Below are 21,647 nucleotides of genomic sequence, written 5' to 3' on the forward strand. Positions count from 1 at the left end.
AACGTGCGGCCCGCCCGCCCGCAGTCAGGGCGGGCCGCACCCCCGTGCCGGCGGCCGGGGGACCGCTGCCCGGTCCCCCGACCGCCACCCTCCGCCCCTGGTGGGCCCGTTCGACGGTGCGGCTATCGTGCACAGGTGCACGAGGCGGCCCGGGACCCCGGGCAGGGCACGTGAGGGGAGCTCCAGGTGATCGGACGGGCGCTGAACGGGCGTTACGAACTCGTCGAGTTGCTCGGCGTCGGCGGCATGGCCACCGTCTGGCGCGGGGTGGACCGGGTGCTGGGCCGTCAGGTGGCCGTCAAGGTCCTCAACGGCGGCCTCGCCGACGACCCGCGCTTCGCCGAGCGCTTCAGCCGTGAGGCGCAGCACGCGGCCATGCTGGTGGACCCGAGGATCGTCATGGTCTTCGACTCGGGCGTGGACCAGGGCACCCCGTTCATCGTCATGGAGCTGGTCCACGGCCGTTCGCTGGCCGCCCTGTTGGCCGAGCAGCAGACCCTGCCGGTGGAGCGCGCCGTCGGCATCGCGGCGGCGGTCTGCGAGGCGCTGTCGGTCGCGCACGGGGCCGGGCTGGTGCACCGGGACATCAAGCCCGGGAACATCATGATCACCGACGACGGCGGGGTGAAGGTCGTCGACTTCGGCATCGCCCGGGCCGGCTCCTCCAGCAACCTGACCCAGACCGCGAGCGTGCTCGGTACGGCGGCCTACCTCTCGCCCGAGCAGGCCACCGCCTCGGCGCTGGACGGACGGACCGACCTGTACGCGGTCGGCTGCGTGCTGACCGAGATGCTCACCGGCACGACCCCGTTCACCGCCGAGACCCCGGTGGCGATCGCCTTCAAGCACGTCAGCGAGCAGCCGCTGCCGCCGTCCGTCCGCCGGCCCGGTCTGCCGCCCGCACTGGACGCCGCGGTGCTGCGGCTGCTGGCCAAGAACCCGGCCGACCGCCCGGTCGACGCCGCCGCCGCCAGAGCCGAACTCCTCGGTACCGTACCGGGGTTGATGGTCGGAGATCCGACCGCCGAGCTGCTCGCGAACACCGCCGGCGCTGCCACCCAGCTGCTGCCGCCGGTGCCGCCGGTGCCCCACTTCCCGTCGCCGAACCAGCAGCACACCACGGTGCTGCCGCCCCAGCCGCCGGCCGCCACCTCGGTGATGGCGCCGGTCCCCGTCCCGCCGTCGGCTCCCGCCGCCGCGCGGGCCCAGGCTCCTGCCCGCAGCCGTCGAAAGCCGCTGGTGGTGGGGGCGTTGGGCGTCGCGGGCCTGGCCGGCGTCGCCGCGATCGCCCTCACCGCGTTCGACGAGCCGGCCGGCAACGCGGTCGCCGCCAAACCGGCGGCGACCACCGCCAAACCGGCCGCGACCACCGCCACCACCCCGGCGGCGGCGCCCACCCCGAAGGCCTCCGCGGCCTCGGCGGCGCCCACCACCCCCTCGGCACCCCCCTCCACGCCCCCGGCCCCCACCCAGGCCGTCCCGCGCAACCAGCCCGCCGCGCTGCAGATCCAGTCCTTCCGGCAGGCCGTCGCCCAGGCCCAGGTCGGCAAGGAACGGGACAAGCAGACCGAGCTGTTGAAGATCCTCGACACCACCGCCGCGCGCCTCAACGAGGGAAACCCGGACGACGCCGCCCAGGAGCTCAGGAACGCCCAGAAGGTGGTCAAGGACATGGCCAAGAAGCACGCCATCGACCTCCCGACCTATGCCAACTGGAACGCCCGCCTCTCGGCCCTGTTCGCCACCCTGCACACCGCCGCGGACCTCCAGGACGACTGACGGGACGCCAGGATCGGTCCATGCCGACGATCGGTTCTCCCGCCCTCGGTGTCTCCGGCGTGCCCCGCGCCGTCGCGTTCTGGACGGCCGCCCTCGACCGCGTCCCGAGCGGCGGCCCGGTCGGGGAGGACTGGACGGTCCTCGTGCCGGCCGGGGGCGGCAGTGGTGTGGAACTCGCCCTCGGCCTCAGCGAGTCCCCCGTGCGGGAGGAGCCCCGTGTCCACCTCGGCCTCTTCGCCGGGGACGCGGCGGACCAGCTCGCCGAGGTCGAGCGCCTCGTCGCCCTCGGTGCCGAACGCGTCGACTGGAAGCGGTACCCCGAGGACCCGGACTTCGTCGTCCTCGCCGACACCGGGGGCGACCGCTTCTGGGTGATCGACACCAGCCGCTCCTGAGTGCGGCGGCACTGTCCACAGCCTGTGGACAGTGCCGCGCGGCTGTTCCGTCCGTGGACGTTCTCCGCGGAGGACGCCGGCGGAAACGCGTCGGCCCCCCGCGCGGGTGCGCGAGGGGCCGACGGGTCCGGGTGCGGTGGCGCCTACGGTTGGCGCCTACGGGTGGTGTGTGCCTACGGGTGGTGCCTACGGGGCGGCGGTGACCGGCTTGCGGGCCCGGGTCAGCAGGGAGACGCCCGGCAGGCCCTGGACCGGGAGGTAGCGCTCGGCGGCGATCACCGCGCTGAGCGCCGTGTTGACGAGCGGGGGCACGTCGTCCAGGTCGCTGCCGGTGCTCTTCCGCCGGCGCCAGGCGGCGGCCGGGCGCAGCAGCACGTTCCAGCTGTCCAGCGTCTCCATGGTGAAGCCGCTGTCGAGTATCACCTCGCGCAGGGTGTCGCGGGTGTAGCGGCGGACGTGGCCGACGGCGACGTCGTGCGCCGACCAGAGCTTCATGTCGCACGGCACCGCGATGAGCGCCACCCCGCCGGGGCGCAGCACCCGGTGGATCTCGGCCATCGCCTCGTCGTCCTCCTCGATGTGCTCCAGCACGTCGAAGGCGACCACCAGGTCGACCGCGCCGTCGGCGACGGGGAGCTTGCGGGCGTCGGCCCGCATCACGGCGAGCCCGCGGTCGCGGGCCACCTGGGCGCCCTCCTCGCCGTACTCGACGGCGACCGGCTGCCAGCCGTGCGCCCGCAGCACCCGGGTGTTCCCGCCGCCCGCGGCGCCGATGTCGAGCGCGACGCCGGCCTTGCTGAACTTAGCGAGCTCCCGGGCCAGCAGCGCCCGGCGCTCCTTGTACCACCAGTGCCGGTCTTCGAGCTCGGCGAGCTTGCGTACCTCGTGGCCTTCCACGGGCCCTCCCAGACTCTTGGTCTCCCTGGCCGTGGCGGAACGCACTGTCCGATCGACCGAACACATGAGAATTTCGTGAGTCACTCTACGGGTTCCGCATCCTCCCGGATCAAGGCAGTCCGCGGCCGCGTCCCGGCGTCGCCCGGGTGCCGCAGGCCGGTCCGGGGGCCTCGGTCCGGCGTTCGTCCGGGCGGCGAACGGCCTTGGCGGGGAGGAGCTTCCGTGCCCGGTCGGGCGGGTTCGACGGGGTGTGCGCGGGGGCCCGCAGGGTCGTCCGCCGGGCTCAGCCCTCTCCCCGGATCCTCCGCTCCACCGTTCCCCGTACCGCCCGGGACGCCGTGCCGGCCGCTGCCGCGAGGAACACGAAGTTGTAGCCGATCTGCAGCACGACCACGAGCCGCGCCGTCTGCCCCGCGGGCGTGATGTCGCCGTAGCCGACCGTCGCCATCGTCACCACGGTGAAGTACAGCGCGTCCAGCCGGGTCTCCAGCCCGGCGAACTCCGTCTTGCGCGAGCCCAGCACGTAGTACGTCGCGGCGAAGATGGTCAGCGCCAGGAAGATGAGGAAGGCCAGCCAGACCACCGGCCGCCTGGCCGTCCCCCGCATCACCCCGACGATCTTGGCCAGCATCAGCCAGGTCAGCCCGACCAGGGCCCCCGAGAACACCAGCCAGCTCAGCAGCGGCCGCCGCTCGCCGAGCCACTCCAGCGGCAGCGTGAAGTACCCGACCATCAGCAGGGCGGACGCGCTCAGCAGCCAGAACCAGGCCCTCGGGTCGGCGGGCGGCGGCGGGTTCTCGGACATCTCGCCCAGCCTGACCCGCCGCGGGCCGGGCCGCCCGCCGTGGCCGCCGTCCGGGTCAGGCCGGCCCCGGCGCGTCCAGCAGCTCCAGCACCGCCAGGGCGGCGATCAGCCCGAGCGCCAGACAGAGCGTCACCAGCACCGTCGGATGGCTCCAGAGCACGAAGGCCAGCGCCGCGAGCGCGACCGCCAGCCAGCCCAGCGGGGCCTTCCAACGGTGGACGAACCGGCCGACCGGCCCGAGCCGCAGTCCGGCCCGCCCGGCCACCCGCCGCACCGCGCCCAGCCCGGCGCGCCAGCCGCCCCGGACGGTGCGCGCCCACCGCCCGGGGCCGATCACCCAGGCGCCGAGCGCGACCAGCAGGCCGAGCGTGACCACCACCCGGACGGCCGAGCGCAGGTAGCGCACCAGGGTGTCGTACACCGCCTGGGCGGCCGCCTGGTCGACATCGGCCGGGAGCCGGTCCAGGTAGACGGCCCGGAACACGCTCAGCCCGATGCCCAGCACCAGCGCCCCGCCCGCCATGCCGAGGGCCGTCACCACCACCGCCCGGCGCCGCCGCGTCGCGAGCAGCACCCCGCCGAGCGCGCAGGCCCCGGCCAGCACGGGCACCCAGAAACCGGCCAGGTCCAGGACCCGCAGGGCGGTGCGGACCTCGGGGACGGTGTCGGAGCGCACCAGCGTGTAGGAGGTGTGGATCTCCGGGATCCGGGAGGCCAACGGGATCCCCTGGTCGACCAGCGCGGACTTCACCCGGGCGATCACCGGCGCGAGGTCCAGCACCACGGTGTCGTCGCGGACCTCGACGGCGCCGCCGCCCTGCCCGGTCACCATCTTCTCGACCGCGGCGTGCGCGTCCCGGTTGACGTCCGTCCAGAGGGTGACGAAGGCGTCGCTGTCCACGATCCGCTCGACCTGGTCGTGGACCAGGCCGCTGAGCCCGTCGCCGAGGGCCTGGCCGATGCCGCCGAGCAGGGCGCCGAGCTTGGGCTTGTCGTCCGGGGCGAGGCCGTCGAGCAGCGAGTCGAGCGGGAGCTTCTTCACGATCTCGGCGGTCACCCGGTCGGTGACGGCGGCCTTGATCCGGGGGTCCTCGGCCAGCGGGGCCATCGTCGCGAGGTAGCGGTCGGTGTCGCTGATCTCGGACCTCGCCCAGAGCGCGAGGGCGCTGAGCGGGGTGAGCACGCAGGCCAGCACGATCAGCAGGGCGGCGAAGGAGGAGCGCACCCGGTGCCGGGGCGGTCGCGGGGCCGGTCCGGCCGCCAACTGGTGGGCGAGTCGCGCCTCCTGGTCCTCGACGGCGTTCAGCCGGGCCCGCAGCTCGGCCAGTTCGTCGTCGTGTCCGCCGGCGGGTCTGCCGGCGGGCCCTTCGTCACGGCCGTCGTCGCATCTGCCGTCGGTGCCGCCCTCGGACTCGGCGCCGGGCTCGTCGGTCGGCATGCCGGGTCTCCGTTCCTCCGGTGGGTGCATACCAGGAGACAACGGATCAGATCGGACGGCCAGTCGGGAGGCGCGGCGGCCCGCACGGCCCCGGAACAGCGGAAAGCCCCCGGTGAGTCACCAGGGGCTTTCCGGAGGAGAAGGGAGGCTCAGGCGGTCGTCTCGGGCCGCTTGGTCTCGGTGGCCTTGGTCACGTTGGTCGGCGTGACGGCGGCCGGGCGGTCGGCGCTCTGCTGGGGAGCGGCGGTGCTCTGGGCGGTACCGGCGGCGGCGTCCGCCGGGGTGTCGTCCTCGCGCATGGCCTTGGTCTCGGCCTTCAGGATGCGCATGGACTTGCCCAGGCCACGGGCCATCTCGGGCAGCTTCTTCGATCCGAACAGCAGGATTACGACCGCCAGCACCACGAGAATGTGCCAGGGCTCAAGACCGTTCCGCAGCATCCCTGGCCACCGGTCCCTTCTTGTTTGGAGTCATGGCGGGCGCTAGCGCCCGTGCTGGCCAGTATGCCTGGCCCTGACGGCGAACGGATACACCGGCTGGGAAACGCTGGCCAAAAACCAGGTGCCGTTCGAGCGGATCGCGAGCGCGCCGACGCCCACCTGGCGGAACGCGGGTGCCGAAGTTCACACCCGCCGAACGGTTCAGGCCCGCCGGCCTGATCCGGGTGACCGTTCCGACGCGCTCAGTGGACGAAGGGCACCAGGCGCTTCGACGTCCGGCGGTACTCCGCGTACTCGTCGCCGAAGGCGGCCAGCAGCAACCGCTCCTCGGCGGAGATCCGCCAGCCGTACGCGGCGAGCAGCACTGCCGCGACCACCAGGGCGGCCGCCCAGCTGCCGGTGCCGAGCGCGTAGCCGACCCAGACCAGCAGGCTGCCGGCGTAGCCGGGGTGCCGGATCAGTCGGTACGGGCCGGTGCGGACGACACGTTGGGTGTCCACGGTGCGCAGGGTCCGGGTGTAGTACCGGCCCAGGGTGCGCATGCCCCAGGCCCGGAGGGCCAGCCCGGCGACCACCATGGCGACGCCGAACCAGCCCGCCCGTTCGGGTAGTTCGCCGATCCCGGCGCGGTCGAACAGCACCACGGCGAGGACCGACAGGACGTAGCAGCCGAGCAGCAGCCGGGTCGACCCGCGGTCGCGGCGGTCGGCGTGCCAGGTGCCGGCGGAGGCGTCCTCGCGCCGGCGCAGCAGCAGCTCGTAGGCGATCCAGCAGAGGAGGCCGAGGAGGGAGAGGAGGGCGGGCAGGGACATGGAGGCTCCCGGCGGTCGGATCCGAGGTGTGCCTCCACGGTCCTCCGGACGCGCCGCCCGCACACGCACCCGGGGGTGGACCCACCGCGGTCCACCCCCGGGTGGAGGCCCGCCGCGAGCCCGCGCGAAGGCCGCGTGCGGGGAAACCGCCGCCGTGCTGCGCGGGCGCCACGTCCATCGGCACCTGTAGCCCGGGAGGGGACGGCGGAGAGCCCCCGCCCGGGTGGGCGGGGGCTCTCGATGACTCGCGTGGATCGGGCCGGGTGGGTCAGGCGGTGGCGGGCTCCTGGGCTGGGGCGGCGGCCGGGAGGTGGCGCATCAGGCGGTGGGCGAGGACCGCGGCGCCCAGGGCGAAGACCATGCCGACCACGGCAGCGACGTGCAGGCCGTCGGTGAAGGCGGTCCGGGCGGTCTCCAGCAGGTCGGCGCCGAGCCGGCCGGGCAGGTGGGCGGCGGTGGTGACCGCGCCGCCGAGGGTGTCCTGGGCCGTCCGGGCGGCCTCGCCGTCGACGCCGGCCGGGAGGGCGCCGTCCAGCCGGTGGCGGTAGACCGCGGCGCCGGCCGCGCCGAGCAGCGCGATGCCGAGGGAGCTGCCGAGTTCGACGGCGGTCTCGGAGGTGGCGGAGGCGGCGCCGGCCTGCTCGACCGGGGCGGCGGAGACGACCATCTCGGCGGTCATCGTCATGGTGCCGACGGTTCCGGCGGCCAGCACCCCGGCCGCGGTGAGGATGAGCGTCAGCGGGGAGTGCGGGCCGACCCGGGTCATCATCGCGAAGCCCGCCGAGCCGATCAGGAAGCCGCCGCCCATCAGCGCCGCCGGACGGACCCGGCCGGCCAGCGCCGAGCTGATCCCGACCGCGGCGCCGACACCCAGGCTCGGCACCAGCGACCAGAGCGAGGCGGTCAGCGGGCTCATGCCCTTGACCAGCTGGAGGTACTGCGAGGTGAAGAGGGAGAAGCCCATCATCGCGAACATCGCGATGCTGTTGACGCTGATCGCGCCGGTGAAGGTGCGGATCCGGAACAGGCTCAGGTCGAGCAGGGGGTTCGCGGCGGTGCGCTGGCGCCGGACGAAGGCGCCGGCGAGCAGCAGCCCGGCGAGGACGGCGAGGGCCGGCAGCGGGCTCCAGCCGTCGACGGCGATCGTCTTGACGCCGTAGACCAGCGGCAGGACCGCGGCCAGCGAGAGCGCGGCGCCGAGCAGGTCGAAGCGGCCGGTGCGGGCGGTGGAGCGGTACTCGGGGAGCAGGACGGGCGCGGTCAGCAGCACCAGGGCCATCACCGGGACGGCGAGCAGGAAGGCGGAGCCCCACCAGAAGTGCTCCAGGAGCAGGCCGCCGGCGACCGGGCCGAGGGTGGCGCCGGCGGTGAGGACGCCGCCCCAGGCGCCGAGCGCGATCTGCCGCTGCTTGGGGTCGTGGAACATGGTGCGGATCAGCGCGAGGGTCGAGGGCATCACGGTGGCCCCGGCGGCGCCGAGCACCGCCCGGGCCGCGATCAGCTGGCCGGCGTCGTGCGACCAGGCGGCCAGCAGCGAGGCGACCGCGAAGCCGGCGGCGCCGATCATCAGCAGCCGGCGGCGGCCGATCCGGTCGCCCAGCGAGCCCATCGTGATGAGCAGCCCGGCCAGCAGGAACGAGTACATGTCCATGATCCACAGCTGCTGGGTGCCGCTCGGCGCCAGCGTGGTGGAGATGTACGGGACGGCGAAGAAGAGCACGCCCATGTCCATGGTGAGGACGAGGGTCGGCAGCAGGAGGACGGCCAGGCCGATCCATTCGCGACGGCCTGCGCGGCCGGTGGTTGCGGTCATGGGGAAGACCGTACGGATGGCTGAGACATTTGTCTAGCACGTTCGTCTCACTCAATTGTGCGAGACGTTCGTGCGAGACATCCGTCCAGGACTTCCGTAGGATCGGGCCATGGGAAACCGCGAAGACCTGATGGCCGGCGCCAAGCGCTGCCTGTACGAGAAGGGCTACGGGCGCACCACCGCCCGCGACATCGCGACCGCCTCCGGCGTCAGCCTGGCCGCGATCGGCTACCACTTCGGCTCGAAGGAGACGCTGCTCAACGCGGCGATGATCGAGGCGGTCGGGGAGATGGGGGCGGCCCTGGGCGCGGTGGTGACCGCCGCCAACCAGGTGTCGGACGACCCGGAGGCGCGCTTCGCGGCCGTCTGGGACGGCCTGCGGGACGTCTTCGTCGAGCACCGCGGGCTCTGGGCGGCGCAGTTCGAGGCGCTCGCCCAGGCCGGGCACGCCCCCGAGCTGGCGGCCGCCTTCGCGGCGGCGCAGAAGGAGGGCCGGCTCGGGCTGGCCGCGGTGTTCCAGGGGGTGCCCGAGGTGCCGGACACCGAGGAGGAGGTCACCCGCGGGGCCTTCTACCAGACCCTGCTGGCGGGCTACGGCGCCCAGTGGCTGGCCGCGCCCGAACTCGTGCCCAGCGGACAGGACTTCCTGCGCGGGCTGCGACTGGTCAGTGCCGGCGTGTTCGGCTCCTCGGAGGCCGGTCCCGCTACGCGGTGACGGCGGTCAGCAGCACCACCGAGTCGACATGCGCCAGCAGCCCGTGCCGCTCCTGCGGGACGGGCTCCAGGTGGCCGGCCGGCAGCTCCAGCCGCCGGCCGGCGATGGTCAGCGAGACCCGGCCGCGCAGCACCTGGACGCTGCCCGCGGTGGGCGGGTTGTGTTCGTCCAGCGTGGTGCCCGCGGTCAGCGCGATCACGGTCTGCCGCAGGATCCCGTCGTGCAGGACCAGGTGGGCGCTGCGCCCGTGCGGGCTCTCGGCCGCCCGGGCGGCGTGCTCCACGGCGAGCTGTTCGAGATCGGGCATGGCGCCTCCTCCTCGCTCCGGGCGCACCCCGTGTGCCCAGGGTCGCGGACGCCCGGGCGCCGCGCACCCGGAGCCGGTGCCGGAGCCGGTGCCGCGGGCCGTCCGGCGGGGCGACAGGCGGGGCGACCGCCCGGGGCGAGCAGCCCGACGTGCAGCCCCCGCCGACTGCCCGCATCGTGGAGGCATGGCGACCAACCAGAGAATCTTCAGCGGGTTCCAGGTCAACCGCACGGTCCTGACCGGTGGCGCGGTGCTCACCGCGATCGGCACGGTGCTCAGCGCGGCCGGCGCGACGATGGTCTGCGTGGCGCTGGTCACCGCGGGCCGCAGCTGGGTGCGGGGCCTGGAGAATCCGCCGACCGCCCTCGCCCAACGGGCCCTGCACGAGGCGCGGGTGGCGTCCACGGCGGGTTGGGAGGCCTGGCGCACCGAGCACGGCTCGCCCAACTGAGCCCCCCGGAGCCGTGCGACGCCGCCACGCCGCCACGCCGCCACGCCGCCACGCCGCCACGCTGCGGCGCCGCGGCCCCGAACGGCCCGAACGGCCCGAACGGCCCATGTGCCCCGAGCGGCCCTACAGCCCCAGCGACTTGGCGATGATGCTGCGCATGACCTCGCTGGTGCCGCCGTAGATCCGGAACACCCGGTTGTCGGTGTAGAGCCGGGCGATCGGGTACTCCAGGATGTAGCCGTAACCGCCGTGCAGCTGGAGGCACTTGTCGATCACGGTGGAGGCCGACTCGGTGCAGAACAGCTTCGCCGCGGCCGCGTCCGCGACGGTCAACTCGCCGTTCTGGTACAGCTCCAGCGCCCGGTCCACCATCGACTGCTGCGCCACCACCTGGGCCTCGCAGTCGGCCAGGCTGAACTTGGTGTTCTGGAACTCGGCCACCGCCTTGCCGAACACCTTGCGCTCCTTGACGTACTGCACCGCGAACCGCACCGCCGCCGCGGCCGCCGCGTACGCGCCGACGGCGATCGCCAGCCGCTCCTGCACCAGGTTGTGGGTCAGGTAGGAGAAGGCCCTGCCCTCCTCCCCGAGCAGGTTCTCCACCGGCACCCGGACGTCGCTGAACGCCAGCTCGGCGGTGTCCGAGGTGCGCAGGCCGATCTTCTGGAGCTTGCGGCCGACGGTGTAGCCCTCGGAGGCGGTGTCCACGCAGAGGATGGACAGCCCGGCCCGGCGGTTCTCCGGGTCGTACGGGGCGGTGCGGCAGACCACCAGGACGAGGTCGGCCAGCACACCGCCGGTGATGAAGGTCTTCGCGCCGTTCAGGACGTAGTGGGTGCCGTCCTCGGAGAGCCGCGCGGTGGTGGAGATGCCCGCGAGGTCGGAGCCGGCGCCCGGCTCGGTCATCGCGATCGCGGTCATGATGTCGCCGGAGACGAAGCCGGGCAGCCAGCGCTGCTTCTGCTCCTCGTTCGCGTACTCCAGCAGGTAGGGCAGCACCAGGCCGGTGTGGACACCGGAGGAGCCGAAGCTCACGCCCGCCCGGGCGGTCTCCTCGGCGATCACCGCCTGGTACTTGAAGCCGCTCTCGCCCGCGCCGCCGTACTCCTCCGGCACCTCGATGCCGTAGACGCCGAGTGAGCCGAGCTGCCGGTAGAAGTCGCGCGGCGGGTGGCCCTCGGCCTCCCAGCTCTCGTAGACCGGGACGACCTCGTTGGCGATGAAGTCCCGGATGGTCTCCCGGAAGGCCTCGTGGTCCTCGGTGAACACGGTGCGGCGCACGGCGGCGCTCCCTTCGGCGGCTCCGGCCGGGGCTGCCGGCCGGGGCGGAACGGGCCTGGTGATGGCCCCACAAGTTAATCCGGGGTAGCTTCGGCTGTCCAGGGTCGACAGGGCGGGAAAAGGCGTTCGGGGAACGGCCGGCGGGGGAGCGAAGTGAATCCTTGCTAGCCTTCCGTCGACGCCGGCCCCGGCCCGGTCCTGACCCCGGTCTTGACCCCGGTCCTGACCCGGTCCCGGTTCCGGCCGAAGGGGATGGAGGCTCGCGATGGTGGTCCGACGACCGCCCGGACGGCGTGCCCAGATCCTGGCCGTGGCCGCCGACCGCTTCCACCGCAGGGGCTACCACCAGGTCTCGATGACCGAGGTCGCCGCCGGTGTCGGCATCACCGCGCCCGCGCTGTACCGGCACTTCCGCGGCAAGCCCGAACTGCTGGACCGTGCGGTCCGGTTGGGACTGGACGCGCTCTCCGAGGGCCTGCGCCCGGCCCGCACCACCGCCGACCTCGGCGCCGCGCTGGCCGCCGTCGCGGTCGGCCACCGCCCGCTCGGCACCCTGGTGCAGCGCGACGCCCGGTTGCTGCCGCCGGCTCGCCGGGCGGCACTGCGCCGCGAACTGCGCGCCGACGTCGCCCTGATGGTCGCGGTGCTGCGCGCGGAACGGCCGGAACTCGCCGTTGTGGACGCCGAGTTGCTCTGCTGGTCGGCGCTCTCGGCCTGCGCCGGGCTCTCCTACCAGTCGGCCGCGCCGCAGCCCCGGCGGGCGGAGGCGCTGCTGCGCGAGGTGGTCGCGGCCGTCCTGGCGGTCCCGCTGTCCGGCACGGCTGCCGGGTCCACCGGGTCCACCGGCGGACCGGCGCCGGAGGCCGCGTCGTACGCGCCCGGTCCCAGACCGCGGGCGCGCCGGGAGGAACTGCTCGCGGCGGCCGTTCGGCTGTTCCACCAGCGCGGCTTCGACAACGTCAGCACCGACCAACTCGGCGCCGCCGTCGGCATCTCGGGGCCCAGCGTGTACCGGCACTTCGACAGCAAGGCCGAGCTGCTCGCCGCCTCCCTGGTGCGCAGCCGCGAGCGGCTCTGGCACGAGGTGGACCGTGCGATCGCGGCGGCCGCCGGGCCCGCGGCGGCACTGGAGGCCGGGCTGGCCGCGTACGTGGGCTTCGCGCTGCGCAACGGGGACTACCTGGGCGCGATGCTCAGCGAGACGGAGCGGCTCGCCCCGCCGGACCGCCGGGCCGCGGTGGACTTCCGCCGGGACTTCCTGCGCACCTGGGTCGGGCTGCTGCGGCAGGTGCGCCCCGGGGACGACGCGGCGACCGCCAGGATCCGGGTGCACGCGCTGTTCGCGCTGGTCAACGACGGGGTGCGGAACCGGCCGCACAGTGCCCGGCCGGGCCTCGGGGACTGCCTGCTGCGGCTCGGCCGGGCGGTGCTGGGCACTCCGGTGGAAGGCGCGTCCTGAGGGCGCCCGGTGCGGCCCCGTGCCGGTGGGGTCCAGCGCCGGTGCGGCCCGGTACCGGTGCGTCCTAGTAGAGGACGTGCGGGTAGTAGACCCGGTCGTCGACGGTGCGGTGGCCCCGGCCGGTGCCGGCCTTCCCGCCGTTGCCCCGGCCCGCGTCGCCCTTCCCGGTGTTGCCCTGGCCGGCCGTCCCGGTGCTCCCGCCGTTGTCCGGGCCGGCGCCCCCGGAGTTGCTCTGCTGGCTGCTGACGCTGCCGGTGTTGCCCGCCACCGCGAGGCCGTTGTCCTGGTTGCCCGCACCCGAACCGGTGGCCGTCTGCTGGGTGTTGACCGCGTTGCCGTTGACGTTGCCCATGATGTTCCCGGAGCCGGAGTTGCTCACCACGCTGCTGTCGGCGTGGTCGGCCGCGTCGGCGCGGTTGCCGGCGTGCGCGGTGGCGGCACCGAATCCGACGAGGAGGAACGCCCCGAGGGCGGTGACGGCGGCGGCTGCGCGAATACGGGACACGCTGGTCTCCCTGGCGAGAAGCGAATTGTGGCGCCGTCCGGAGCGGCCGCTCCGGGACTCCGTTCGGCCTGACGTCGCCCGCCCAGCATTCACCAGCGAGGTGGACGAACTCCACCGAACGGGTGGCAATTCGCCCAATGGTGGAGGAGTGGTCAATTCGGAGTTGACGGTATTCCGTCATTCCGTCGAGGAGTTCCTCGGGAAGTCCTCCGAGAAGTTCATCGGGAAGTCGGCCCGGAAGGCGGTAAGAACAAAGAAATGGTCGCCAGATAGTCGCACTGGCACACTGAGGACCCATGTCTGATGGTGCCCCACTCGAGCCCGCCCCCGCCGAGGAGCTGCGCACGACCGAGGTCGATCTCGGCGGCCTGGTGAACGTCCTCGCCACCCACCTCTACTCCACCCCGCTGGTCGCCCTGCGCGAACTCGTCCAGAACGCGCACGACTCGCACACCCGCCGGCTCCTGGAGGACCCGGACGGCGACCACCGCCCGCTGATCCGGGTGCGCGCCGACGCCGACCGGCGGACCGTCGCCATCGAGGACACCGGCGCCGGCCTCACCGAACCCGAGATCCACTCCTACCTGGCCACCGTCGGCACCGGCTACACCAGGATGCTGCGCGAGCTGACCGGCAACCAGGACCTGATCGGCGCCTTCGGCCTGGGCTTCCTCTCCGCCTTCTCGGTCGCCGACGAGGTCACCGTCACCACCACCTCGCACCGCGAGCCGTGGCTCGGCCACCGCTACCGCAGCCGCGGCGGCGAGCAGTACCGGGTCGACCCGGTGCCCGCCCGGCCCAGCCCCGGAACGGTGGTCGAGCTGACGCTCAAGGCCGAGCACGCCCACCTTGCCGACGAGGACGTGCTGCGCGACGTGCTCGGCCGCTACTGCGTGCTGCTGTCGGTCCCGGTCCACGTGGGCGGGGACGAGCAGCCGGTCAACTCGGTCGAGGTGCCCTGGCGGCAGCAGGCCCTCCCGTCGCCCACCGCCACCCCCGGCCGGGACGCCTCGCGCCGCCCCTCCGAGGACGACCGGTACGAGGCCCGGATGCGCTTCGCCGCCGCCTTCGGCCGCCGCTTCGAGCCGCTCACCGCCTTCCCGGTCCGGCCGGTCGAGGACGCCACCGACGCGGTCGGCTTGCTCTGGGTCCAGGACGGCGGCAGCTACGGCAGCAGCGACAACCGCGACCTCGCCGTCTACCTGCGCGGCATGCTGCTCGCCGAGGACGCCCGCGACCTGCTGCCCCGCTGGGCCGGGTTCATCGGCGGCGTGGTCGAGTCCGACCGGCTCACCCCCACCGCCAGCCGCGAGGACCTCCAGCGCGACGAGCACTACCACGCGCTCCGGAAGGCCCTCACCGACGCCATCGTCGACGGCCTGTACGAGACCGCCCGGCTGCGGCCCGCCGCCTGGCGCCGCATCCTCGCCCGGCACGGCAACGAGCTGCTCGGCGCCGCGCTCTGCGACGAGCGGCTGTTCACCCTGCTCGCCGACGACGTCCCGGTGCCCACCTCACAGGGCGACCTCACTGCCGGGGCGCTTCGGGCGGCGGGCGGCGGCGCGGTGCACGTCGCGCTGGGCAGCGGCGGCGGCTTCGAGGAGATGCTGTACCGGGCGATGCGGGTGCCGATCGCGCGCGGCGACCGCTACGCCGTCCTGCCGTTCCTGCACCGCTACGCCGAACTGCGCGGCTGCCGGGTGGTCGAGCTGGGCAGCGAGCGCGGCAACCGCGAGCTGTTCCGCGACCCGGAGCGCCCGCTGCCGGAGCACGAGTCGGCCTGGCTGGCCGGCGCCCTCGCCGACCCGGGCGAGCAGCTCGTCCCGGCCCGCTTCGACCCGCCCGGCCTGCCGCTGGTGCTGGTGCCGGACCGCGAGGCCGAGCTGAAGGCCCGGATCGAGGACGACCAGGCGGACGCCCGGATACCGTCCGCCGCCCTGCGGCTGGCGCGCGCCTTCACCGCCCGCACCGACGGCGAGGTCCGGGCCCGGCTCTACCTCAACCTGGACAGTCCGGCGGTCCGGGACCTGCTCGCCGCCTACCGCGCCGGGCACACCGGCAGCGCGACGGCGGCCGGGCTGCTCCGCTCGATCAAGGTGATCATGGCCGCGGCCTCGTCCGGCCCGTCCGAGGGCGATCTCACCGCCGCGCTGGCCGGCATCGGCACCGCCGTCTCCGCCCTGACCGCCGCCGTCCCGGCCGGTCTGCCGGAGGTCCCGGACAGCCCCGGCGCCCTCTCGGAGGAGCCGTGACGGACGGACTGTCAGTGGGGTGCGGTAGACAACTCATCAGCACGACACAGGGGGAACGGGCATGACCACCGACATCTGGGCCTGGGTGCGGGACACCCATCGGCAGCTGGCCGAGGCCGGCCACCACCGGCTGGCCGACGCCATCGTCGAGCTGCCCGAGCACGCCACCGAGGGGCGCAACGAGCAGCTGGACGCGCAGTACCCGGAGGCGGTGGCCGCCGCCCGGGCGCTCGGCCTGCCCTGGGTCGAGGTCTACCTGCGGCACTGGCGGATGCAGAACCTGCTGAACAAGCGCCAGCAGGGCGAGGCGGTGCTGCCCGAGGCGGTCGACCTGCTGGACTTCGCGCACGGGGAGGACACCGCCGGCTGCCCGCAGTCCGTCTGCGTGGTGCAGGACTTCGCGATCTGCCACGCCCGGGTCGACGGGCCGGGGTACGTGGCCGAGCGCCTCGCCGTGGTCGGCGAGACGCTGGACCGGATCGAGCCCGGCCGGGCCTGCTACGACTGCCTCTCCCGCGAGTACTCCGACGCCCTGGAGGACGACGGCCGGGCGGCCGAGGCGCTGGACTACCTGGACTCCGCGGCCAACCGGATGCGGGCGGCCGGCCAGCCGGTCTCGCTCCGCTTCCACCAGGCACGGGCCGGCACCCTGCACCTGCTGGGCCGGCACGAGGACGTGCTGGAGCTGTTGGACACCGCCGAGCGGGCCGAGCAGGCGCAGGGCCGCCGGCTGGACGAGCGAGACCAGCGCTGGGGCGCACTGCTGCGGGCCCGCGCGCTCGCCGCGCTCGGCCGCACCGAGGAGTCGCTCGCCCTGCTGCCCGAGCAGGCAGAGGCCGAGCGCCACGCCGACCTGCGCGGCGCCTGGACGCAGACGGTCGAGCTGCTGGTCGCGGCCGGCGCCCGGGAGAACGACGCCGAGCTGGGCGCCGCACTGGCCCGCTGGGTCGGGTACCTGGACGGCGTCGGCGCCCACCGCCCCTGCGTGGACCTGCTGCTGGCGGCCGGTCGGCTCGCGCTCGCCCGCGGCGCCCGCACGGTGGCGCTGACCCTCGCCGCGACCGGAGAGCGTAAGCTCACCCGGTTGCGGCGCACCGACGGCGTGTCGGAGCAGGTCGCCGCCCTGCGCACGGCCGCCGAGGCACTGCCGGAGCCCGAGCTGCCCGTCCCGCCGGGTGAGCTGGCGGAGCACCTGGCCTCGGTCGGGGTGCCCTACGAGACCGGCGCCGACCTGCTCTCCGTCGCCCTGGACCGGTACCGGGGTGAGCAGGCCGGCGCCACCGGACTGGCGGTGCTGCTGGCCACCGTGCTGGGCGGCCTCGGCCACGCCCGCGCCGCGTCCGACCTGCTGTGGCGCCACCTGGAGGACGACCCGGCGGACCGCGAGCTGACGGGCGCGCTCGGCGAGATGCTGATGGACGCCCGGGACGCCGAGGGCGTCCGCCGCCTCGCCGACCGGCTGGCCGGCTCCGCCCCGGCCGACGCGCACTGGATACGCGCCCGCTGGGCCGCCGCCGAGGGCCGCTGGGCCGAGGCGCTGGAGCAGTGCCGGTCGATCCTGGAGCTGGACGACGAGGTGCTCAACACCCGCCGCCTCGCCGCCCACGCGGCCACCGAGCTGGGGGACCACGCCACCGCGCAGCGGATGTACCAGGAGCTGCTGGAGCACGCGGTGCCGGTCGAAGGCGCCGCCGGGGAGGACGGCCACCGGACGGTCCGGGAGCCGGACCTCTGGCACCTGATCACCGCGGCCACCGCCAACCGGGACTGGGCCGTCGTCCGCTCCACCGGCGCGCTGCTCGACATCGAGTTCGACGAGCCCGAGGGCCCGGTGGACGAGGAGTGGCAGCTGGTCACCATCCGCGCCATCCGCACCAACGGCGCGACGTCCGACCTGCCCGCACTCCGGACGGGCCCGGCCACCGCCCGCGTCCTGCCGGTGCTCGGCGAGGACCTGACGCTCAACCACGGCGACGTGGTGGTCTTCGGACCGGCCCTGCTGGAGCCTCCGCCGGCCGAGGACGCCCCCGAGGAGGAGCGGCAGCGCTGGCGCCCGGTGTTCGAACTGCTCACCCTGCTCGACCCGGCCGGGTACACCACGTACTGGATCGACGGCGGCTGGCCCGGTGAGGAGCCGTGGGCGGCCCTGCGGGAAGAACTGCACCGGGCCGGGTACGAGGTCTGGGTGTACAGCGGGGACCAGTACCGGATCACCGATCCCGCGGAGGGCGAGGACACCCTGCCTGGCGTCTACGCGGCCCTCGGCGTGCCGCCGACCGCCACGGCCGCCGAGGCGGACGCCCTGCTGCTGCGGCTGACCGAGGCCTGGGCGCACCCGCCGGCCTGGCCGGCGCTGGCCGAGGCGGCCGGCGCGGACCTCGCCCGGCACGAGGAGATCGTGGAGCGCTACGGGCTCTGACCGTCCTCGACCGCTCTGGACGGACCTCGATCCCTCGATCCCTCGATCCCTCGACCCGGTCGACCTTCTCGATCGCACGGCCCCGGCGGGCCGGCCCACCCGGGCCCTCGCCGGGGCCGTGCGCGTTCCGCCCCCGCCCCGCCCCCGCCCCCGCCCCTCGCGCTCGCGGGCCGTCCGCCGGTGCGGCCCCGCGGGCGGGAACCTTTCCGCCCCCGCCCGAGTCTTTGTCAATGCTTTACCATTCCATTGCCAAGACTCGACCTCCGGGAGTGCCCGCACCGTGACCAGCCTCGCCCTCGGCCCGTCCTGGCTCGATCCGACCACGCTGATCTCGACCTTCGGCCTGATCGGCATCCTGGCCATCGTCTTCGCCGAGTCCGGTCTGCTGATCGGCTTCTTCCTGCCGGGTGACTCCCTGCTGTTCACCACCGGCCTGCTGGTGGCCGGCGGCACCTACCTGCACCAGCCGCTCTGGCTGGTCTGCGCGCTGATCGTGGCCGCCGCGGTGGCCGGGGACCAGGTCGGCTACCTCTTCGGCCGCAAGGTCGGCCCGAGCCTCTTCCGCCGCCCCGACTCCAAGGTCTTCAAGCAGGAGAACGTCGAGAAGGCCGCCGCCTTCTTCGAACGGCACGGGCCCAAGGCGATCGTGCTGGCCCGCTTCGTCCCGATCGTGCGCACCTTCACCCCGATCGTGGCCGGGGTGAGCAGGATGAACTACCGCGGCTTCGTGGTGTTCAACCTGGTCGGCGGCGTGCTCTGGGGCGGTGGAGTCACCGTGCTCGGCTACTTCCTGGGGCAGATCCCGTTCGTCCGGGACAACATCGAGGCCATCCTGGTCGGCATCGTGCTGGTCTCGGTGATCCCGGTGGCGGTCGAACTGCTGCGGGCGCGCCGCTCCGGCGCGGAGCGGTCCGCACGCCACCGCGCCAGGTAGGCGTCCGTCACTCCGGCCACGGGACGTCGCGTACATGTGCGCCGGGCTGTTCGATCAGGCAAGGTGTAACCCGAGATCGAACGGTGGCCGGATGCCACCAGGGGCGGCGAGGAGCGGAAGTGCCTAAGCGGGGCCGACCGGGTGCGGGCAAGCGGGCGAGGGGGGGCCGGGCGGTCCGACAGGCGCGGCAGGCGGCACCCCCGAAGCCGGTGCACCCCGCCGACGCCCCGCCCACCGAGGGCCTGCTCGGCCACCCCGCCCCGCTGGTCGAGCCCACCGTCGTGGTGCCGCTCGCCCCGCCCGTCCCGGAGACCAAGGGCCTGCTGGCCCCCGAGCCGGAGCCGGCCCCTGAGCCGGCGCCCGAGCCGACGGCCGCGGCGGGCCGGTTCGTCGCCGACCGGGTCGAGGTCGGCCGGGGCGAGTCCGGCCGGGGCGAGGCGGAGCGCCCGGTCCGCCGCCGCTCGGTCGCCGAGGACACCCTCACCCCCGAGGAGTGGCGGGCGGCCGGGTACACCCCGCCCACCGGCATCCCGGTCGCGGACCTCACCGCCGGCGCCCCCGGCGAGGCGCCCTGGCCGGACCGGATGCGCACCCTGCTGCGCACCCCGATGTCCGAGCGGCCCGCCTTCGAGCGCACCGCGCGCGAGATGCACCCCTCCTCGTCCGTCACCCGCAACGTCCCGCGCATCCTCGACCTGACGCTGCGCATCGGCGAGCTGCTGCTGGCCAGCGGCGAGGCCGCCGAGGACGTCGAGGCGGCGATGCTCGGCATCGCGCACGCCTACCGGCTGGACCGCTGCGAGCCGCAGGTGACGTTCACCCTGATCGGCATCTCGTACCAGCCCTCGCTGGTCGAGCCGCCGGTCACCGCCGACCGCGTGGTGCGCCGCCGTACCTCCGACTACACCCGGCTCGACGCGGTGTACGAGCTGGTCGCCGACATCACCGCGGAGAAGGTGACGGTCAACGACGCCTACCGCCGGCTCGCGGTGATCCGCCGCAACCGGCACCCCTACCCGGCCTGGTTCCTCGCCCTGACCACCGGTCTGCTGGCCGGCGCGGCGACCTTCCTGGTCGGCGGGAAGATCGACGACAAGGCCTGGCTGGTCTTCGCGAGCGCCTTCGTGGCGGCCGTGCTCGGCGACCGGCTGGCCTCCGCCCTGGCCCGGCGCCGGCTGCCGGAGTTCTACCAGTTCGTGGCGGCCGCGATGCCGGCCGCGGCCTCGGGCATCATCCTCTCGCTCAACGACTGGGGCCTGCGCGGCTCGGTCGTGATCACCGGTGGCCTGTTCGCCCTGCTGCCCGGGCGCGCGCTGGTCGCCGCCGTGCAGGACGGTCTGACCGGCTTCTACATCACCGCCGCGGCCCGCCTGCTGGAAGTGGTCTACCTGGTCGCGGGCATCGTGATCGGGGTGATGGTGATCCTCTACCTGGGGGTCGGCTTCGAGGCGAACCTGCGCCCGGACGAGAGCCTGGTGGGAGTCAACTACCCGCCGGTCCAGATGGTCGCCGCGATGCTGCTGACCCTGGCCTTCGCGACGCTGCTCCAGACCGACCGCCGCACACTGGCCCTGGTCACCGTCAACAGCGGCATCGGCTGGGCGAGCTACGGCGCGCTGGTGTACAACGCGGGCGTGAACCCCATCGCCGCGACCGGGGTGGCGGCGGGCCTGGTCGGCCTCTTCGGCCAGCTGATGGCGCGCTACCGCAACGGGTCGGCGCTGCCGTACGTGACGGCCGCGATCGGCCCGCTGATGCCGGGTTCGGCGCTCTACCTCGGGATGCTCGCCTTCGCCCAGGGGCACTCCAGCGCCGGCCTGGTGTCGGTCTTCCGGGCGGCGGCGATCGCGATGGCGCTGGCGGTCGGGGTGAACCTGGGCGGGGAGATCGCCCGGCTGTTCCTGAAGCTGCCGGTCGGCTCCGAACGTCCGTCGCTCTACCCGGCGATGCCGCGCCGGGCGGCCAAGCGCACCCGAGGGTTCTGACCGGACGTCGACCGGAGCCGGGGCCGACGCGGGCCCCGGGCCACGTCACGGCGGGCAGCACGCAGGACCAGGAACGAAGGTAAGACCCATGACGACACTGCTGGACGGCTACCGCGAGCACATCGTCGCCGCGCACAAGCAACCGCTGTTCCTGCTGCTGGTCGGATTCATCACCTCCTTCGTCTTCATCCGGTTCAGCGTCCGGATGATCCGCGCCCAGGTGCGCTGGTGGCCGGGCAACGTGACCCCGGGCGGCCTGCACATCCACCACATGGTGTTCGGCCTGGGCTTCCTGCTGCTCGGCGGGATCGGGGTGTTCGCCACCTACGGCGGGCACCCGTGGATCGACTGGTTCGGGCTGGCCTTCGGCATCGGCTGCGGTCTGGTGCTGGACGAGTTCGCGCTGATCCTGCACCTGGACGACGTGTACTGGAGCGAACAGGGCCGCAAGTCGGTGGACGCGGTGATCTTCGGCATCCTATTCACCTCCCTGCTGCTGGTCGGGTACGTGCCGCTCGGCGTGGTGCCGGGCGAGGAGACCAGGTGGGGCCTGGTCACGATCATCGCGGTGAACTCGCTGGCCTCGGTGATCACCCTGCTCAAGGGCAAGATGTGGACCGGCCTGGTCGGGATCATGGTCCCCGGCCTGTCCTGGATCGGGGCGGTCCGGCTGGGCCGCCCGAGCAGCCCCTGGGCCCGCTGGCGGTACGCCACGCGCCCCCGCCGCCGGGCGCGTGCGCTGCGGCGCGAGCGCCTGCTGCACCGGCGCGCGGACGTGGCCCGCACCTGGCTCTTCGACCTGATCGCCGGGGCCCCGGACAAGGTGCCCGCCAACCACCCGGCCGCGCACCGGGTGGCGGAGCGGATGGCCGCCCGGGCCACCGCCCACCTCGACGCCCACGCCGCCCGGGCGCTGGCCCGCCGTCAGGCCCGGCGGCCGCCGAGCGCCGGTCGGCCAGC

19 protein-coding genes are annotated in these 21,647 nt (G+C 74.3%); 10 read left to right on the top strand and 9 right to left on the bottom strand.

Annotation, left to right across the window (positions count from 1 at the left end):
* Window positions 1-186: 186 nt before the first annotated feature.
* Both AB0E96_RS21320 and AB0E96_RS21325 read left to right on the top strand, forming a co-directional pair.
* The gene (locus AB0E96_RS21320; RefSeq protein WP_359825899.1) at window positions 187-1,779 is read left to right on the top strand and encodes a protein kinase; all 1,593 of its coding nucleotides are present in this window, start codon (window positions 187-189) and stop codon (window positions 1,777-1,779) included.
* A gap of 20 nt (window positions 1,780-1,799) precedes the next feature.
* Window positions 1,800-2,174 (top strand): VOC family protein, encoded by a 375-nt coding sequence (locus AB0E96_RS21325; RefSeq protein ID WP_359825901.1) that lies wholly within the window; start codon window positions 1,800-1,802, stop codon window positions 2,172-2,174.
* 186 nt (window positions 2,175-2,360) lie between these two features.
* Here the strand turns inward: AB0E96_RS21325 and AB0E96_RS21330 are convergent, their stop codons facing one another.
* The 6 genes from AB0E96_RS21330 to AB0E96_RS21355 form a co-directional block, all read right to left on the bottom strand.
* Window positions 2,361-3,071, bottom strand: a complete 711-nt coding sequence (locus AB0E96_RS21330; protein WP_359825904.1) for a class I SAM-dependent methyltransferase — start codon at window positions 3,069-3,071, stop codon at window positions 2,361-2,363.
* Window positions 3,072-3,354: 283 nt separating this feature from the next.
* Window positions 3,355-3,876, bottom strand: a complete 522-nt coding sequence (locus tag AB0E96_RS21335) for an ion channel (RefSeq protein WP_359825906.1) — start codon at window positions 3,874-3,876, stop codon at window positions 3,355-3,357.
* A gap of 55 nt (window positions 3,877-3,931) precedes the next feature.
* Complete coding sequence (locus tag AB0E96_RS21340) at window positions 3,932-5,314, bottom strand: hypothetical protein (RefSeq protein WP_359825909.1); 1,383 nt, start codon at window positions 5,312-5,314, stop codon at window positions 3,932-3,934.
* A 149-nt stretch (window positions 5,315-5,463) separates the two neighbouring features.
* Window positions 5,464-5,754 (bottom strand): Sec-independent protein translocase subunit TatA, encoded by a 291-nt coding sequence (tatA, locus tag AB0E96_RS21345; protein ID WP_359825912.1) that lies wholly within the window; start codon window positions 5,752-5,754, stop codon window positions 5,464-5,466.
* 242 nt (window positions 5,755-5,996) lie between these two features.
* On the bottom strand, window positions 5,997-6,566 hold the full coding sequence (locus AB0E96_RS21350; RefSeq protein WP_359825915.1) for an isoprenylcysteine carboxylmethyltransferase family protein: 570 nt from the start codon (window positions 6,564-6,566) through the stop codon (window positions 5,997-5,999).
* Window positions 6,567-6,834: 268 nt separating this feature from the next.
* A complete protein-coding gene (locus tag AB0E96_RS21355) occupies window positions 6,835-8,379 on the bottom strand; it encodes an MFS transporter (RefSeq protein WP_359825918.1) in 1,545 nt (514 codons plus the stop codon).
* A 109-nt stretch (window positions 8,380-8,488) separates the two neighbouring features.
* Between AB0E96_RS21355 and AB0E96_RS21360 the strand changes: the two genes are divergently transcribed.
* Complete coding sequence (locus AB0E96_RS21360) at window positions 8,489-9,094, top strand: TetR/AcrR family transcriptional regulator (protein ID WP_359825921.1); 606 nt, start codon at window positions 8,489-8,491, stop codon at window positions 9,092-9,094.
* Here the strand turns inward: AB0E96_RS21360 and AB0E96_RS21365 are convergent.
* The gene (locus tag AB0E96_RS21365; protein WP_359825923.1) at window positions 9,084-9,401 is read right to left on the bottom strand and encodes a cupin; all 318 of its coding nucleotides are present in this window, start codon (window positions 9,399-9,401) and stop codon (window positions 9,084-9,086) included. The genes AB0E96_RS21360 and AB0E96_RS21365 overlap by 11 nt on opposite strands.
* A gap of 184 nt (window positions 9,402-9,585) precedes the next feature.
* Between AB0E96_RS21365 and AB0E96_RS21370 the strand changes: the two genes are divergently transcribed.
* The gene (locus tag AB0E96_RS21370) at window positions 9,586-9,852 is read left to right on the top strand and encodes a hypothetical protein (protein ID WP_359825925.1); all 267 of its coding nucleotides are present in this window, start codon (window positions 9,586-9,588) and stop codon (window positions 9,850-9,852) included.
* Window positions 9,853-9,975: 123 nt separating this feature from the next.
* On the opposite strand, the gene AB0E96_RS21375 is transcribed toward AB0E96_RS21370, so the two are convergent.
* Window positions 9,976-11,133 (bottom strand): acyl-CoA dehydrogenase family protein, encoded by a 1,158-nt coding sequence (locus AB0E96_RS21375; protein ID WP_359825927.1) that lies wholly within the window; start codon window positions 11,131-11,133, stop codon window positions 9,976-9,978.
* A gap of 265 nt (window positions 11,134-11,398) precedes the next feature.
* Here AB0E96_RS21375 and AB0E96_RS21380 point away from each other — a divergent pair, with 265 nt between their 5' ends.
* Window positions 11,399-12,592 carry a TetR/AcrR family transcriptional regulator gene (locus tag AB0E96_RS21380; RefSeq protein WP_359825930.1) on the top strand — a complete coding sequence of 398 codons (1,194 nt, stop codon included), beginning with the start codon at window positions 11,399-11,401 and terminating at the stop codon, window positions 12,590-12,592.
* Window positions 12,593-12,656: 64 nt separating this feature from the next.
* On the opposite strand, the gene AB0E96_RS21385 is transcribed toward AB0E96_RS21380, so the two are convergent.
* A complete protein-coding gene (locus AB0E96_RS21385) occupies window positions 12,657-13,097 on the bottom strand; it encodes a hypothetical protein (protein WP_359825933.1) in 441 nt (146 codons plus the stop codon).
* 296 nt (window positions 13,098-13,393) lie between these two features.
* Here AB0E96_RS21385 and AB0E96_RS21390 point away from each other — a divergent pair, with 296 nt between their 5' ends.
* The 5 genes from AB0E96_RS21390 to AB0E96_RS21410 all read left to right on the top strand — a co-directional run.
* Complete coding sequence (locus AB0E96_RS21390; RefSeq protein WP_359825935.1) at window positions 13,394-15,349, top strand: ATP-binding protein; 1,956 nt, start codon at window positions 13,394-13,396, stop codon at window positions 15,347-15,349.
* Between the two features lie 61 nt (window positions 15,350-15,410).
* Window positions 15,411-17,768, top strand: a complete 2,358-nt coding sequence (locus AB0E96_RS21395; protein WP_359825938.1) for a hypothetical protein — start codon at window positions 15,411-15,413, stop codon at window positions 17,766-17,768.
* A 280-nt stretch (window positions 17,769-18,048) separates the two neighbouring features.
* A complete protein-coding gene (locus tag AB0E96_RS21400; RefSeq protein ID WP_359825941.1) occupies window positions 18,049-18,702 on the top strand; it encodes a VTT domain-containing protein in 654 nt (217 codons plus the stop codon).
* 209 nt (window positions 18,703-18,911) lie between these two features.
* Window positions 18,912-20,687 (top strand): threonine/serine exporter family protein, encoded by a 1,776-nt coding sequence (locus AB0E96_RS21405; RefSeq protein ID WP_359825943.1) that lies wholly within the window; start codon window positions 18,912-18,914, stop codon window positions 20,685-20,687.
* Between the two features lie 88 nt (window positions 20,688-20,775).
* On the top strand, window positions 20,776-21,647 hold an 872-nt coding region (locus AB0E96_RS21410), incomplete at its 3' end, for a hypothetical protein (protein ID WP_359825946.1).

The organism is Kitasatospora sp. NPDC036755 (assembly GCF_040636595.1).
Lineage (GTDB): Bacteria > Actinomycetota > Actinomycetes > Streptomycetales > Streptomycetaceae > Kitasatospora.